This is a genomic window from Vibrio kasasachensis (assembly GCF_050337565.1).
GTDB lineage: Bacteria > Pseudomonadota > Gammaproteobacteria > Enterobacterales > Vibrionaceae > Vibrio > Vibrio kasasachensis.
The window spans coordinates 157,449-172,073 of the sequence record NZ_JAKJTB010000010.1 but is presented as its reverse complement, the minus strand read 5'-3'; the positions used below and the strand labels follow the sequence as shown (position 1 = coordinate 172,073).

Sequence of the window (14,625 nt, the reverse complement as noted above, 5' to 3'; positions counted from 1 at the left end):
GAGTAGTAGATAATGCCAAAACGTACTGACATTCAAAGTATTCTTATTCTAGGTGCTGGTCCGATCGTTATCGGTCAGGCATGTGAGTTTGACTACTCTGGCGCACAAGCATGTAAAGCACTGCGTGAAGAAGGGTATCGAGTCATCTTAGTGAACTCGAACCCTGCAACCATCATGACTGATCCAGAAATGGCGGATGCAACTTATATCGAACCAATTCAATGGGAAGTGGTACGTAAGATCATTGAGAAAGAGCGCCCTGATGCGGTATTACCTACCATGGGTGGTCAAACGGCGCTGAACTGTGCTCTAGATTTAGAGAGACACGGTGTACTGGCTGAGTTTGGTGTAGAGATGATCGGCGCAACTGCCGACGCTATCGATAAAGCGGAAGACCGTTCTCGTTTTGATAAAGCGATGAAATCGATTGGTCTGGCATGTCCAACGGCAGACACTGCGAAAACCATGGAAGAAGCTTACAAAGTTTTAGAGATGGTTGGCTTCCCATGTATTATTCGTCCTTCATTTACAATGGGTGGTACTGGTGGTGGTATCGCTTATAACAAAGAAGAATTCGAAGAAATTTGTCGTCGCGGCTTGGATTTATCGCCGACTAATGAATTGCTGATCGATGAATCACTAATCGGTTGGAAAGAGTACGAAATGGAAGTGGTACGCGATAAAGCGGACAACTGTATTATCGTCTGCGCTATCGAAAACTTCGACCCAATGGGTATTCATACAGGTGACTCAATCACGGTTGCACCAGCACAAACATTGACGGATAAAGAATACCAATTGATGCGTAATGCATCTCTAGCGGTACTTCGTGAAATCGGTGTTGAAACTGGTGGTTCAAACGTACAGTTTGGTATTAACCCGAAAGATGGCCGTATGGTTATCATTGAGATGAACCCGCGTGTGTCTCGCTCTTCTGCATTGGCATCAAAAGCAACAGGTTTCCCAATTGCAAAAATCGCTGCGAAATTGGCGGTTGGTTTTACGCTAGACGAACTACAAAATGACATTACTGGCGGTGCAACTCCTGCATCATTTGAACCAACTATCGACTATGTAGTAACTAAGATTCCTCGTTTTAACTTCGAGAAATTTGCCGGTTCTAATGACCGTTTAACTACACAAATGAAGTCAGTCGGTGAGGTTATGGCCATTGGTCGCAACCAGCAAGAATCCTTACAAAAAGCATTGCGTAGTCTAGAGATAGGTGCGGATGGTCTTGACGAAATGGTCGATTTGGATTCACCAGATGCACTAACTAAGATTCGCTATGAACTGAAAGAAGCTGGTGCTGAGCGTATTTGGTACATTGCTGATGCATTCCGCGCGGGCATGTCAGTTGATGGGGTATTTAATCTAACTAATGTTGATCGCTGGTTCCTCGTTCAAATTGAAGAGCTAGTGAAGCTTGAAGAACAAGTGAAAGCCGGTGGCTTCGCTGGTCTAAATGAAGATGTACTTCGCCAAATGAAACGCAAAGGTTTTGCTGATGCGCGTCTTTCTAAGTTACTTGGTGTGGCTGAAAGTGAAATTCGCCGCCTGCGTGACCAATTCGATATCCATCCAGTCTACAAACGTGTAGATACTTGTGCGGCTGAGTTCTCTTCAGATACGGCTTACATGTACTCATCTTATGATGAAGAGTGTGAAGCGAATCCAACAGATAAAGACAAAATCATGGTACTGGGTGGTGGTCCAAACCGCATCGGTCAAGGCATCGAGTTTGATTACTGTTGTGTTCATGCATCACTAGCACTGCGTGAAGATGGTTATGAAACCATCATGGTGAACTGTAACCCAGAAACGGTATCAACGGATTACGATACGTCAGATCGTCTTTACTTCGAACCTGTAACGCTAGAAGATGTGTTAGCGATTGTTCGTGTCGAGAAGCCGAAGGGCGTTATTGTTCAGTACGGTGGCCAAACACCATTGAAATTGGCGCGAGCTCTTGAAGCGGCAGGTGTTCCAATTATTGGTACTAGCCCAGACGCTATTGACCGTGCTGAAGACCGTGAGCGTTTCCAAGCCGCTGTAGAGCGTTTAGGTTTACTACAACCAGAAAATGCGACAGTAACAGCGATGGATCAAGCGATTGAAAAATCGAAATTAATCGGTTTTCCACTGGTTGTTCGTCCTTCATATGTACTGGGTGGTCGTGCGATGGAAATCGTATACGATGAGCAAGACCTACGTCGTTACTTCAATGAAGCGGTTAGCGTATCGAATGAATCACCAGTACTACTGGATCGCTTCTTAGATGATGCGACAGAAGTGGATATTGATGCAATTTGTGACGGTGAACGTGTCGTCATCGGCGGTATCATGGAGCACATCGAGCAAGCGGGCGTTCACTCAGGTGACTCAGCATGTTCGCTTCCTGCATACACGCTAAGCCAAGAAATCCAAGACAAGATGCGTGAGCAAGTTGAAAAGCTAGCATTTGAGTTGGGTGTTCGTGGTTTGATGAATACACAGTTTGCTGTGAAAAATAACGAAGTTTACCTCATTGAAGTAAACCCTCGTGCTGCACGTACGGTTCCATTTGTATCTAAAGCGACAGGTGCACCACTAGCGAAAATCGCTGCACGTGTAATGGCGGGACAATCTCTTGAGTCGCAAGGCTTTACTAAAGAAATTATTCCACCTTACTACTCAGTGAAAGAAGTGGTATTACCGTTTAACAAATTCCCAGGAGTTGACCCGTTGTTAGGCCCAGAAATGCGCTCTACTGGTGAGGTGATGGGAGTCGGTGCAACATTTGCTGAAGCGTATGCAAAAGCAGAGCTAGGTTGTGGCAATGTGTACCCAGAAGGCGGTCGTGCGCTACTGTCTGTTCGCGAAGATGATAAGCAACGTGTTGTTGATTTAGCCTCCAAGCTAACTAAATTAGGTTACCAGCTTGATGCCACCCATGGTACCGCTGTCATTCTAGGTGAAGCGGGCATTAACCCTCGCCTAGTTAACAAGGTACATGAAGGGCGTCCTCATATTCTTGACCGTATCAAGAACAATGAATACACCTACATTGTTAACACAGCGTCAGGTCGCCAAGCGATAGAAGACTCGAAAGTACTTCGTCGTGGTGCCTTGGCAGAAAAAGTGAACTATACAACAACACTAAATGCAGCGTTTGCAACATGTATGGGACACACCGCGGATGCTAAAAGCTCAGTAACATCATTACAAGAGCTTCATGCAAAAGTGGAAAAAAGCCTAGCGTAAACGTAAATTTAACTAAAAAGCCCGCTCAAATGAGCGGGCTTTTTTTATGGAAATCAGTCTAGTGTCGATAATAAACATGTCATACTGATGCTTTCACCCAATTAAAGTATCGAGCATGGAAGTCACGATAGAGTTATTACTTGCGCTATTTGTTGTCGCTAGCGCTGCCGGATTTATTGATGCAATGGCTGGTGGAGGAGGGTTATTGACTCTACCAGCACTATTAGCTTCAGGTATGAGCCCAACTCAAGCTCTTGCAACGAACAAATTACAAAGTTCATTTGGTAGCTTCTCCGCGACATGGTATTTCGTCACAAAGGGCATCGTTAGTCTTAAAGAGATGCGCTTAGCTATCATCTGTACCTTTGTGGGTTCAGCTGTCGGTGCGGAGGCGGTGCAGCATGTGGATGCGGGATTACTGACCAGTCTAATTCCATTGCTCTTGATTGCTATTTCACTCTATTTTTTACTTGCTCCAGCAACTAAATCAGAACAAAAAGAGAGCTCATTATCTGAAGCTGCTTTTGCGTTCTTTGTTGGTGGGGGAGTGGGATTTTATGATGGTTTTTTTGGTCCAGGAACCGGTTCGATCTTTACCGTCTGTTTCGTCGCGATTGGTCATTTTTCATTGATTGATGCTACCGCGAGAACTAAGGTTCTAAACTTCACCTCAAATATCTCTGCTCTATTGTTCTTCATATTTGCTGGGCTGCCAGTTTGGGAGGTTGGCTTAGTGATGGCCGTTGGTGGTTTTATTGGGGCGCGAATGGGCGCTAAGGTTGTCGTGACGAAAGGGCAAAGATGGATCCGTCCTCTTGTGATTACCATGTCGATGGCAATGGCTATCAAATTACTCTGGGATCAAAATCAAGCGCTGATTATGAGTTGGTTAAGTTGAGGGTTGTAGGGCTTTAGCGTCTGATTATTTCTAGCCTACTAGTGATATAAAAAAAGCAGGCATAAGCCTGCTTTTTAAAAACTGGGGTCAAATTGATTTCGCCAAGGCGAGATAAATTATAGAGACTCAGTAAAAGTACGCGCGATAACGTCGCGTTGTTGCTCTGTCGTTAGAGAGTTGAAACGCACAGCGTAGCCAGATACACGGATAGTAAGCTGTGGGTAGTTCTCTGGGTGAGCAACTGCGTCTTCTAGAGTTTCACGACGTAGTACGTTTACGTTTAGGTGTTGACCACCTTCAATGCGTGGTGCCATTTCGATAGCCACTTCACGGCTCTCGTATTCACCTAGATCAGAAATAGTGATTACTTGGTCAGCTTCGTAGCCTGCAGATGCAGCAACACAACGTGCTTCATTTTTTTCGCCGTCTAGTAGCCAGATTGAGTTTAGTAGGTCGTCGTTAGCTGCTTTAGTAATTTGAATACCTTGGATCATAACTTTCTCCTTTTCCACTTAGAGTGGATTTAATGGTGTTATTTTTCAGTTTTTGTTGAGCTAAGTATTGTATAGCTAATATCCATTATAATAATATTGATTTAGGTCAAATTACAACTAAAAACCTCGTTTTTTTGAAGGTGATTTAATTGAGTTAAATCAATAAATCCTTTAAAAACTGCCAATTACAAAATAGTTTATAAATTAAAAAATAGTTAAACAGTCATTTTGTTGTAAATTTACTACAAAATGACTGTTTTGGTGATGACGTATTACGCTAACTTCCTGTATTTAGGTTGGCAAACTGAAAGAGAAAAGTGGTTAAATGACAATGAGAAATAGCTCACAAAATAAGTATATAGGTGCGCATGTTTCTGCGGCTGGTGGTGTTGATCAAGCGCCAATGAGAGCGCGTGAGATTGGAGCAAACGCATTTGCACTGTTTACTAAAAACCAGCGACAGTGGGCAGCCAAACCTCTAGAAGCGAACACGATTAGTGCGTTCAAAGCAAATTGTCAAATGTTGGGATTTACCGCTGAGCATATTCTTCCTCACGATTCTTATCTTATTAACTTGGGTGCGCCAGAAGAAGATAAGTTAGAAAAATCGAGAGCCGCATTTATTGATGAGATGGAACGCTGTCATCAGCTTGGCCTGACGTTATTGAATTTCCACCCTGGCAGCCATCTAAACAAAATCTCAGAGAAAGAGTGTTTGGCGAAAATTGCGGAATCAATCAATTTGGCTCATCGAGCCGTTGCGGATGTGGTTGCGGTTATTGAAAATACGGCAGGGCAGGGCTCTAACTTAGGTTGGAAGTTTGAACAATTGGCGGAGATCATTGCGCTGGTCGAGGACAAATCTCGAGTCGGTATTTGTTTGGATACATGCCACACCTTTGCTGCTGGCTATGATTTATCAACGTTAGATGCTTGCGAACAGACATTTGCCGAGTTCGATCGTGTTGTGGGTATGCACTATTTACGCGCTATGCATATCAATGATTCAAAATCAACGCTAGGTAGCCGAGTTGATAGGCATCATGCATTGGGTAAAGGTGAAATCGGTTGGAGTTGTTTTGAGTATATCGCCAAAGATCCCAGATTTGATGGAATGCCGTTGATTCTTGAGACTATCGAGCCTGATGCTTGGAAGGCAGAAATAGAGCAACTTCGGGCTTATCATCAGCAAGCGCTCTCAGGAACTGATAGCTAGTAGCGACTCGTTATTAGGTGGCATCGTTCTTTTATTAAAGAGAATACCTATCATAGTGGGTATTCTCTTTTTTTTGTTCTGATTTGTGCTTTTAAGCAAGGCTTTGTTCTGTTGTTTATTTTTGCGACAATACACTGGCATTGGCTTGATCAATATAATAGAAGGAAAAATCATGGCTTCAACGGTGACTTGGTCTGACGTGATAGGTAGTGAGACACAACAAGAATATTACCAACAAACAGTCGCTTATGTTGAGCGAGAGCGTGAAAGTGGCAAGATGATTTTTCCTGCCACGGATGATGTGTTTAATGCATTTTCAGCCACGGAGTTTCATCAAATCAAAGTGGTGATTCTCGGTCAAGATCCGTATCACGGACCCAATCAGGCGCATGGCTTGTGTTTTTCAGTTCTCCCTGGCATTAAGACGCCACCATCGCTACTCAACATGTATAAAGAGTTGGCTCAAGACATTCCAGGTTTTACGATTCCATCCCATGGATATTTGCAAAAATGGGCAGAGCAAGGGGTGCTGTTGCTGAATACAGTACTGACCGTTGAGCAAGGTAAGGCGCATTCTCACGCGAAAACCACGGGATGGGAAACTTATACGGATAAAGTTATAGAGGCGATTAACCAATATAATTCTGGGGTCGTATTCTTACTTTGGGGAGCGCACGCTCAAAAGAAAGGACGTTTTATTGATCGTAATAAGCATCATGTTTTGGAAGCGCCACATCCATCCCCTCTTTCTGCTCATCGTGGTTTTTTTGGATGCAAGCATTTTTCTCAAACAAATAAGATTCTTGATAAACAAGGTTTTCAACCGATTGACTGGACGTTGCCGGCGTCTATTTCATAATGCATTTCAACTATCGATGTTGCCTATATAACGATTAGACCTAATTGGCGGCTGTTCAATATTTATTCATTTTTCTTGAACACACTCGAAGCCTTTTCTCTGAATGTTTAATACACTTACTAGGATTGTGTGTTTAAGGAGAGTCGCGATGATGATTGAAAGAATCAGGCGTGAACATGGCTATATGGTCAGATTACTTGCTATTTTGGCTGATAAAGTTGAACGTTTGAAGCAAGAACAACCGATCAACTATAGTTTAATTAAAGAGATAGTTGATTATTTATCTGAGCATTCAGAGAACTCACATCATCCCAAAGAAGACATCCTTTATCATTACTACCAAGATCATTATGGCGATAAAGATGAGATGGATAACTTGGCGTTTGAACATAAGTTATTGGAGTGCAAAACGACTTCATTTCAAAATACGGTAGAGATGATTTTACAAGATGCAGTGGTGCCCCATGAAATGTTTGTGGAGCAACTTGAAGAGTTTATCAAAGCGCAGCGTGATCACCTTGAGTTTGAAGAGCGGCGCATTATCCCGATGATATGCGAGTGCTTCACTGTGCAAGATTGGCAGCAAGTAGAGCAACTCTTCTCTAGTGATGATGATGATCCAGTTTTTGGCGACACGATTGCAGAGCGCTATGCCCAGCTTGCTCAGAGAGTGCGTGATACCGATAATGAAATGACTTAGAAAGTAAAAGCTAGGAAATAAAAAAGAGGCGATAGCGCCTCTTTTTTCTACAGCTCTAAATCGAATGTACTGTCGAGACCAATATCCATGTCTCTCAATTCTTTTTCCAAACGACGTCGGTCGTTGATTGCTTCTATCTCACGCCATTTTCGCTTTACGGGTTTAGTTCTAGTTGAGCGTCCTCTTGAGAAATTCATCTCTATCATATCGTCAAAGTTCAAGCCATCCATATGCTACCTCTGTTCTACGTTGTTATCTTCTGTTTAATACCACTGCGACCAAAGCCTATCTATGACTGGTTTCTCATTTGTTGCGATTCAATGAATTTTTTATATTTTTTGTGCTTCAGCTAACTTTTTATGGGTGACTAATGAATAAAAAATAACCATTCAGTAATGTTAATTTCGCTAATCTTGTCTATTTTTGATGTTAACTAGCTGGTTTAAATTGCTTTCAATCTTAAGTGCAGTGTGTTGAAGCAAGTATCTTAAGGAAAGTACGCAGCAGATAGGATAATGTTAGGCGCAATGTGCTCGTAACTACTAGATTCAACAAGGGATTGATGCCTTATTTGAAACTTGCACTCTTGATATCCAAGCACCACGCATATTGTTGTTAATGGTTAATGGCTATGAGATAAATGTGTTAAATTATTGCCCTTCCTTGTGTTAATCGATAGTGATTTTATAGTGACAAACAACATTTAAATGAAACTGTGTTCATATTGATTTTTGCTATACTTCGCTGCATTATCCGCCCGTCAAAAAATACGTCGATACGTAAAAGGGAAGCAAGAAGCGAGTTTTACAGATCTCAGCTGCTAGAAAATAAAAATAACTACTGAGAATAAATTGACACTTAGTACGCAGCTAGATGGATGGCAGGGACGCGAGGATTGGCGAAACTCACTTTGAGGATGTTATGACAGATTTAATCAATTTAATGAATGACCTGCTCTGGGGGTCTATTCTTGTTTATCTTTTAGTCGGTGTAGGCGTTTACTTTACAGTCCGTCTTGGTTTTATACAGTTCCGTCATTTTGGTCATATGTTCTCTGTTCTGAAGAACAGCCGAAAAGCAGATAAAGCGGGCATTTCCTCTTTTCAAGCACTTTGTACTAGTCTTGCTGCACGTGTAGGTACCGGGAATATGGCGGGTGTTGCGGTTGCATTAACTGCTGGTGGACCTGGGGCCATTTTCTGGATGTGGTTGATTGCCATGTTGGGTATGGCTACCGCATTTGCTGAGAGCACATTAGCTCAACTATACAAAACAAAAGACGACGATGGTAACTATCGCGGTGGTCCTGCCTACTACATGGAAAAAGGTTTGGGCATGCGCTGGATGGGAGTACTGTTCTCCATCTTCCTGATCATCGCTTTTGGTCTTGTGTTTAATGCTGTTCAAGCAAACTCGATTGCTAGTGCTATGCACACTGCATTTGGTTGGGAAGACAAATATGTCGGCATCGGCGTAGTTGCGTTATCGGCAATAATTATTTTTGGTGGTATTAAGCGTATTGCTCGAGTGGCTGAGCTTGTGGTGCCAATCATGGCGCTGGCGTACTTGGCCCTAGCTCTGTTCGTGATGTTCTCTAATATCGAAAAATTACCAGCAATCCTTGCTTTGATTATGAAGAGTGCATTCGGTTTGCAAGAAGCCGCTGCTGGTGGTGTTGGTTATGCGATTGCACAAGCGATGATCAACGGTATTAAGCGCGGGTTATTCTCAAACGAAGCTGGTATGGGTTCTGCGCCAAACGCGGCAGCGTCTGCGACACCTTACCCACCACACCCTGCATCACAGGGTTATGTTCAAATGCTTGGCGTATTTATGGATACAATAGTCATTTGTTCTGCAACAGTTTCGATCATCTTAATGTCTGGCGAGTATGTTCCAGGTGGTGAGATTACTGGTATTGAGTTAACACAAGCGGCGTTGAGTTCGCAAGTTGGTGAGTGGGGAAGCATTTTTGTCGCTGTGGCTATTTTCTTCTTTGCCTTTACCTCAATCATAGCGAATTACTCATACGCTGAAACGAATTTGTTATTCTTAGAACATAATCATAAAGCTGGGTTAGGTCTCTTCCGTGTGGTGGTACTTGGCATGGTTATGTTTGGTACGTTAGCCTCGCTACCAGTAGTATGGTCATTGGCTGATGTATCAATGGGCTTAATGGCGCTGGTAAACTTAGTTGCAATAATCCTGCTGTCAGGCACTGTGATAAAGTTGGCTAAGGATTACAATCGCCAGTTGAAAGAAGGCAAATTGCCAACTTTCGATGCGAATGATTATCCTGAGCTGAAGTCTCAGCTAGAAGATGGTATTTGGTATCACAGCAAAAAAGAGTGATGCAAGAAATCATAGATTGAAGCTATTGAATTAATCAAAAAAGCCATGCAGACAATGCATGGCTTTTTTTGTACTCTATAACTCATAATAGATAAGGATAGAGTAAAGTCATGCTGATTGTTGTTTCTCCTGCCAAGACTCTTGATTACGAGTCTCCTCTTGCGACTGAAAAGTACACCCAACCAGAATTGATTGAGCACTCAAAGCAGTTGATCGATATTTGCCGCAAGCTTACTCCGGCTGATATTGCGCGTTTGATGAAGGTGAGCGACAAAATCGCTGATTTAAACGTAGGTCGCTTTCAAGAGTGGAGTGAGGTCTTTACTCAAGATAATGCTCGCCAAGCTATCCTCGCCTTTAAGGGCGACGTATATACAGGCTTAGAGGCGGAGACGCTGACAGAAGAGGACTTTGTTTACGCTCAGCAGCATTTGCGCATGTTATCAGGCTTATATGGGTTGTTAAAACCGCTTGATCTGATGCAGCCATATCGCTTGGAAATGGGCACTAAGCTTGCCAACGAGAAAGGCAGCAACCTATACCATTTCTGGGGGGATGTGATCACTGAAAAGCTCAATCAAGCGATTGTAGAGCAAGGTGATAATGTGTTGATAAACTTAGCATCAAATGAATATTTTAAAGCGGTAAAACCGAAGGCGTTAGACGCGCAGGTGATTACTCCGATCTTTAAAGATTGCAAGAGCGGACAATATAAAGTGATCAGCTTTTATGCGAAAAAAGCACGCGGCATGATGGCGCGTTACATTATTGAAAATCGTATTAGAAGCGTGGCAGATCTGACTCAATTTGATATTGCGGGCTACTACTTTGTCGAAGATGAATCATCACCAACGGAGTTGGTGTTTAAACGCGAAGAGCAGTAGCAGCAGAACAATATAATGGTTGCTTAAGTAACCTCGCTTACTTAAGGGATCGACTTCCGAGGGATAGGTTATGTGGGCATGGATTAAAGCGTTGGTAGCTAAGTACGATGCGTGGTGTCAATCAATGGGGCTGACACCGGATCAAAAACGCAGCTGTGTACCATATCGCTCTGATCCAGCAAACAAAGACCAACCGGAGAAAGAAAAAAGGGAGTGATATTTCACTCCCTTTTCTTTTATTCGCGTTCCTTACTGTAAGGTACACCGATGGCTTTAGGTGCTATCGCTTTACCGATAAAACCGGCCAGTAGAAATACCGTTAAGATATAAGGGATGGCTTCAATTGCTTGAACTGGGATAGGGAAATCACCGATGGTAACCCCTTGCATACGAATTGCTAATGCATCAAGGAAGCCAAACAGCAAGCATGCCCACATGGCAGTAAATGGACGCCATTTACCAAAAATCAGCGCGGCAAGAGCCATATAGCCTTTACCTGCACTCATGTTCGGGATGAACTGTGCCGTTTGAGCTACCGATAGATAAACACCACCAATGCCGACTAATACACCACAAATGATCACGGCAGAGTAGCGAACTTTGGCAACTGAAATACCAGCAGTGTCGACTGCTGAAGGCGATTCGCCTACAGCACGCAAACGCAAACCGAAGCGCGTCTTAAACAGTAAATACCAAGTTGCTGGTACAATCACAATCAGCATGTAAATCAAAATTGAGTGACCACTGATTAGCTCAGAGTAGAGCAAGCCAATCACAGGCACATCACTCAATGCTTCTGCACCCGGTAGATTGATTGGCGCAAAACGGGCATCGCCTGATAGTGCTGGTGTTTGTCCACCTTGATGGAACCAATGGCGTCCCAAGGTGACGGTTAACCCAGCGGCAAGGACGTTGATTGCCATACCGCTAACCACTTGATCGCCACGGTGGGTGATTGCAGCAAAGCCATGCAGTAATGAAAGCAGCACAGAAATACCGATACCAGCCAAAAGACCAAGCCAAGCTGAGCCTGTCACATGAGCCATTGCTGCACCAGTGAATGCTGCAGCCAGCAATTTACCTTCTAAAGCAATGTTTACAATACCTGCACGTTCACAGAACATACCTGCTAATGCCGCAAGAATAAGTGGAGTCGCAACTCGTAGGGTTGCATCCAGCATTAAGATGATAGTTTCAAACATGCTCAGACTCCTTGCTCAGCTGGTTGTTGTGACTTTTTAGCCGCAAGCTTGAGGTATGCGCGTTCTAGGTGAGGTCGGAACATATGCTCTAATGCGCCTGAGAACAGAATCACAAGCCCTTGTAATACCACTACGATGTTACGGTCAACGCCATACTCAAAGCTCAGTTCTGCACCGCCTTGGTATAAGAAACCAAACAGTAGGCTCGCCAATAGTACGCCGATAGGGTGGTTACGCCCCATCAGAGCAACAGCGATACCTGTAAAACCAAACCCTTCAACAAAGTTGAGTTTGATTTGGTGCAGTTCACCTTGAAGAACGTTTAAGCCAAAGAAACCAGCGAGCATACCTGATACCAGCATTGTCAGTACGATCACTTTTACGTATTTTATACCGGCATAACCAGCCGCTGTTGGGTTTGCACCAACAGAGCGTATTTCATAACCCCAGCGTGAATGCCACATCAACAGCCAAACAAACACACAGCAAAGCAATGCAAAGATAAAGCTTAAATTGAGTGGGCTAGGTGCGCTTTCGATACCAAACACAGCAAGAATTTCATGCATTTTTGGCAGCCAACTACTAACCGCAAAAACACGGCTCTCTGTCGCCATGGTGTTATCTGGTTTGAGAACATCAACCAGTAAGTAAGCCATCATAGATGAAGCAATAAAGTTAAACATAATCGTGGTGATAACGATGTGTGAACCGCGCTTTGCTTGTAGGTAGGCAGGAATAAACGCCCACGCCGCACCAAAAGCGCCGCCAACAACTATCGCCACAGGGAAGGCGATCCACCAAGGAACGTATTCACCAAGAGTTAAGCAGACAAGACCGACACCAAGACCACCGATATAGGCTTGCCCTTCACCACCGATATTAAATAGCCCAGCGTGAAAAGCGACCGCAACGGCTAAACCAGTAAAAACAAAACCTGTTGCATAGTACAAGGTGTAGCCAAAGCCTTCCGCGTAGCCAAATGCACCAGTCCACATTACTTTCGCGGCATCAATCGGGTTGATGTCGATGTAAATAAACAGTAATGCTGATACGAGGAATGCAACTAGTACATTGATGGCAGGCAGTAGCGCCATCGTTACCCAAGCGGGTACTTTCGCTTGACTCATCGTTGCTCTCCTTGCGTATCATTCTGTTTAAGATGGTCGGGTAAAATGTTTGCCATCATTAAGCCTAAGGTTTTTTCATCTGCTTGTGATACGGGAACTTCGCCAACAATACTGCCATCAAACATCACAAGAATACGGTCGGCAAGGGCAAGGATCTCATCCAGCTCAACAGAAACAAGCAACACGGCTTTATCTGCATCACGAGCACTAATGATTTGTTGATGGATATATTCAATAGCACCAATATCAACGCCACGAGTTGGCTGACCAATTAAGATCACGTCTGGGTCTTGCTCCATTTCTCTAGCTATCACCAGTTTTTGCTGGTTACCGCCTGAGAAGTTAGCCGTTTTCAATGATGGGTCATTTGGGCGCACGTCCCATTTATCCATGCTCGATTGGCAAGCTTCTTCAATATGTTTTTTATTTTGCAGAAAACCTTGGTTATATTGAGGAAGATGTTGGTGCCCTAGGATAAAAGCTTCTTTGGCAGAGAATTTATTGATAAGTCCTTGCTTATGACGATCTTCAGGAATATGGCTGACGCCAATAGCTCGTATTTGTTGTGGATCGAGCGGGGCTTCAGCTGAGAGCTCATGGCTGTTTAACTCAATGCTTCCCGAGCTTGGTGAAATAATGCCTGATAGCAAGTTGAGTATTTCAGATTGACCATTTCCTGATACGCCAGCAATGCCGACGACTTCGCCTTGACGAACAGAAAAGCTCACTTTCTTAACGCGCTCAACACCAGATTGATCGAAATATTGAAGATCTCGCACTGAGATCAGTTCTTTTTTGGGCTGTGATGGTTCTTTATCTACTTTGAGTCGCACTTTACGACCGACCATTAATTCAGCCAGCTGTTCTTTATCTGTTTCAGCTGTGACAACATGAGAAACCATGGTTCCCTGACGCATCACTGAAATGTTGTCGGTGATAGCCAGTACTTCACGTAGCTTGTGGGTGATGATCATCACCGTAGTTCCTTGCTCTCTTAGTTTATCGAGAATTCGGAATAAATGATCTGCTTCCTGTGGTGTCAATACGCCAGTGGGTTCATCCAAAATTAAGATTTTGGCACCACGATAGAGTGCTTTCAGTATTTCAACACGCTGCTGCAGCCCAACAGGGAGAAGTCCAACAGGTGTATCTAATGGCACATCAAGCCCGTAGTCTTTAGCGAGCGCCTCGAGCTTCTCACGCGCTTTTGATAGCGTGTCTTCTAGCTTCCAGCCTTCTTCTGCCCCTAAAATGATGTTTTCAAGAACTGTAAAGGTCTCAACCAACATAAAATGTTGATGAACCATGCCGATACCTGCTCGAATCGCATCTTGAGAATTATTAGGTTTAAAGGGGGTACCATTGACTGACATAGTGCCAGAATCAGCGTGATAAAAGCCGTAAATAATACTCATAAGAGTCGATTTACCCGCCCCATTTTCACCAATAATGCCGTGAATTGTGCCTGCAGGGACTTTTAAATCGATGTCGCGGTTTGCATGTACTGAGCCAAATCGTTTATTGATACTGCTCAATTCTATCGCAATAGTTTGTGTCACAGGATAAAGCCTTTTTAGATAATAGTACGCCGCTACAACTTCAGCAGCGGCGTTTATCGTATTGCAATGTTACCAGCCCGATACGGCACTG

At 43.6% G+C, this 14,625-nt stretch carries 13 protein-coding genes; 8 read left to right on the top strand and 5 right to left on the bottom strand.

Annotated features, from left to right (window positions below):
* Nucleotides 1-12: 12 nt before the first annotated feature.
* Complete coding sequence (gene carB / locus L4C38_RS05665) at nucleotides 13-3,243, top strand: carbamoyl-phosphate synthase large subunit (RefSeq protein ID WP_428796567.1); 3,231 nt, start codon at nucleotides 13-15, stop codon at nucleotides 3,241-3,243.
* 115 nt (nucleotides 3,244-3,358) lie between these two features.
* Nucleotides 3,359-4,141 carry a TSUP family transporter gene (locus L4C38_RS05660; protein ID WP_428796566.1) on the top strand — a complete coding sequence of 261 codons (783 nt, stop codon included), beginning with the start codon at nucleotides 3,359-3,361 and terminating at the stop codon, nucleotides 4,139-4,141.
* Nucleotides 4,142-4,257: 116 nt separating this feature from the next.
* Here the strand turns inward: L4C38_RS05660 and grcA are convergent, their stop codons facing one another.
* On the bottom strand, nucleotides 4,258-4,635 hold the full coding sequence (gene grcA, locus L4C38_RS05655) for an autonomous glycyl radical cofactor GrcA (RefSeq protein WP_428796565.1): 378 nt from the start codon (nucleotides 4,633-4,635) through the stop codon (nucleotides 4,258-4,260).
* Nucleotides 4,636-4,960: 325 nt separating this feature from the next.
* Between grcA and nfo the strand changes: the two genes are divergently transcribed.
* From nfo to L4C38_RS05640, 3 genes are all read left to right on the top strand, one after another.
* Nucleotides 4,961-5,851 (top strand): deoxyribonuclease IV, encoded by an 891-nt coding sequence (nfo, locus tag L4C38_RS05650; RefSeq protein ID WP_428796564.1) that lies wholly within the window; start codon nucleotides 4,961-4,963, stop codon nucleotides 5,849-5,851.
* A 172-nt stretch (nucleotides 5,852-6,023) separates the two neighbouring features.
* Complete coding sequence (gene ung / locus L4C38_RS05645) at nucleotides 6,024-6,710, top strand: uracil-DNA glycosylase (RefSeq protein WP_428796563.1); 687 nt, start codon at nucleotides 6,024-6,026, stop codon at nucleotides 6,708-6,710.
* Nucleotides 6,711-6,858: 148 nt separating this feature from the next.
* Nucleotides 6,859-7,410 carry a hemerythrin domain-containing protein gene (locus tag L4C38_RS05640; RefSeq protein WP_428796562.1) on the top strand — a complete coding sequence of 184 codons (552 nt, stop codon included), beginning with the start codon at nucleotides 6,859-6,861 and terminating at the stop codon, nucleotides 7,408-7,410.
* Between the two features lie 47 nt (nucleotides 7,411-7,457).
* Here the strand turns inward: L4C38_RS05640 and L4C38_RS05635 are convergent, their stop codons facing one another.
* Nucleotides 7,458-7,640 (bottom strand): DUF3545 family protein, encoded by a 183-nt coding sequence (locus tag L4C38_RS05635; protein WP_428796561.1) that lies wholly within the window; start codon nucleotides 7,638-7,640, stop codon nucleotides 7,458-7,460.
* Between the two features lie 691 nt (nucleotides 7,641-8,331).
* Here L4C38_RS05635 and L4C38_RS05630 point away from each other — a divergent pair.
* From L4C38_RS05630 to L4C38_RS05620, 3 genes are all read left to right on the top strand, one after another.
* On the top strand, nucleotides 8,332-9,762 hold the full coding sequence (locus tag L4C38_RS05630; protein ID WP_428796560.1) for an alanine/glycine:cation symporter family protein: 1,431 nt from the start codon (nucleotides 8,332-8,334) through the stop codon (nucleotides 9,760-9,762).
* Between the two features lie 110 nt (nucleotides 9,763-9,872).
* Nucleotides 9,873-10,646: a peroxide stress protein YaaA gene (gene yaaA / locus L4C38_RS05625; protein ID WP_428796559.1), complete on the top strand. Its 774-nt coding sequence runs from the start codon at nucleotides 9,873-9,875 to the stop codon at nucleotides 10,644-10,646.
* Nucleotides 10,647-10,716: 70 nt separating this feature from the next.
* Nucleotides 10,717-10,863, top strand: a complete 147-nt coding sequence (locus L4C38_RS05620; RefSeq protein ID WP_428796558.1) for a DUF5363 family protein — start codon at nucleotides 10,717-10,719, stop codon at nucleotides 10,861-10,863.
* Between the two features lie 19 nt (nucleotides 10,864-10,882).
* Here the strand turns inward: L4C38_RS05620 and L4C38_RS05615 are convergent, their stop codons facing one another.
* The 3 genes from L4C38_RS05615 to L4C38_RS05605 are packed head-to-tail and all read right to left on the bottom strand — an operon-like array spanning nucleotide 10,883 to nucleotide 14,534.
* Nucleotides 10,883-11,848: an ABC transporter permease gene (locus L4C38_RS05615; protein WP_428796557.1), complete on the bottom strand. Its 966-nt coding sequence runs from the start codon at nucleotides 11,846-11,848 to the stop codon at nucleotides 10,883-10,885.
* Nucleotides 11,849-11,850: 2 nt separating this feature from the next.
* Nucleotides 11,851-12,975 (bottom strand): ABC transporter permease, encoded by a 1,125-nt coding sequence (locus L4C38_RS05610; RefSeq protein WP_428796556.1) that lies wholly within the window; start codon nucleotides 12,973-12,975, stop codon nucleotides 11,851-11,853.
* Nucleotides 12,972-14,534 (bottom strand): ABC transporter ATP-binding protein, encoded by a 1,563-nt coding sequence (locus L4C38_RS05605; RefSeq protein ID WP_428796555.1) that lies wholly within the window; start codon nucleotides 14,532-14,534, stop codon nucleotides 12,972-12,974. The genes L4C38_RS05610 and L4C38_RS05605 overlap by 4 nt, the downstream gene beginning before the upstream one ends.
* Between the last annotated feature and the right edge of the window lie 91 nt (nucleotides 14,535-14,625).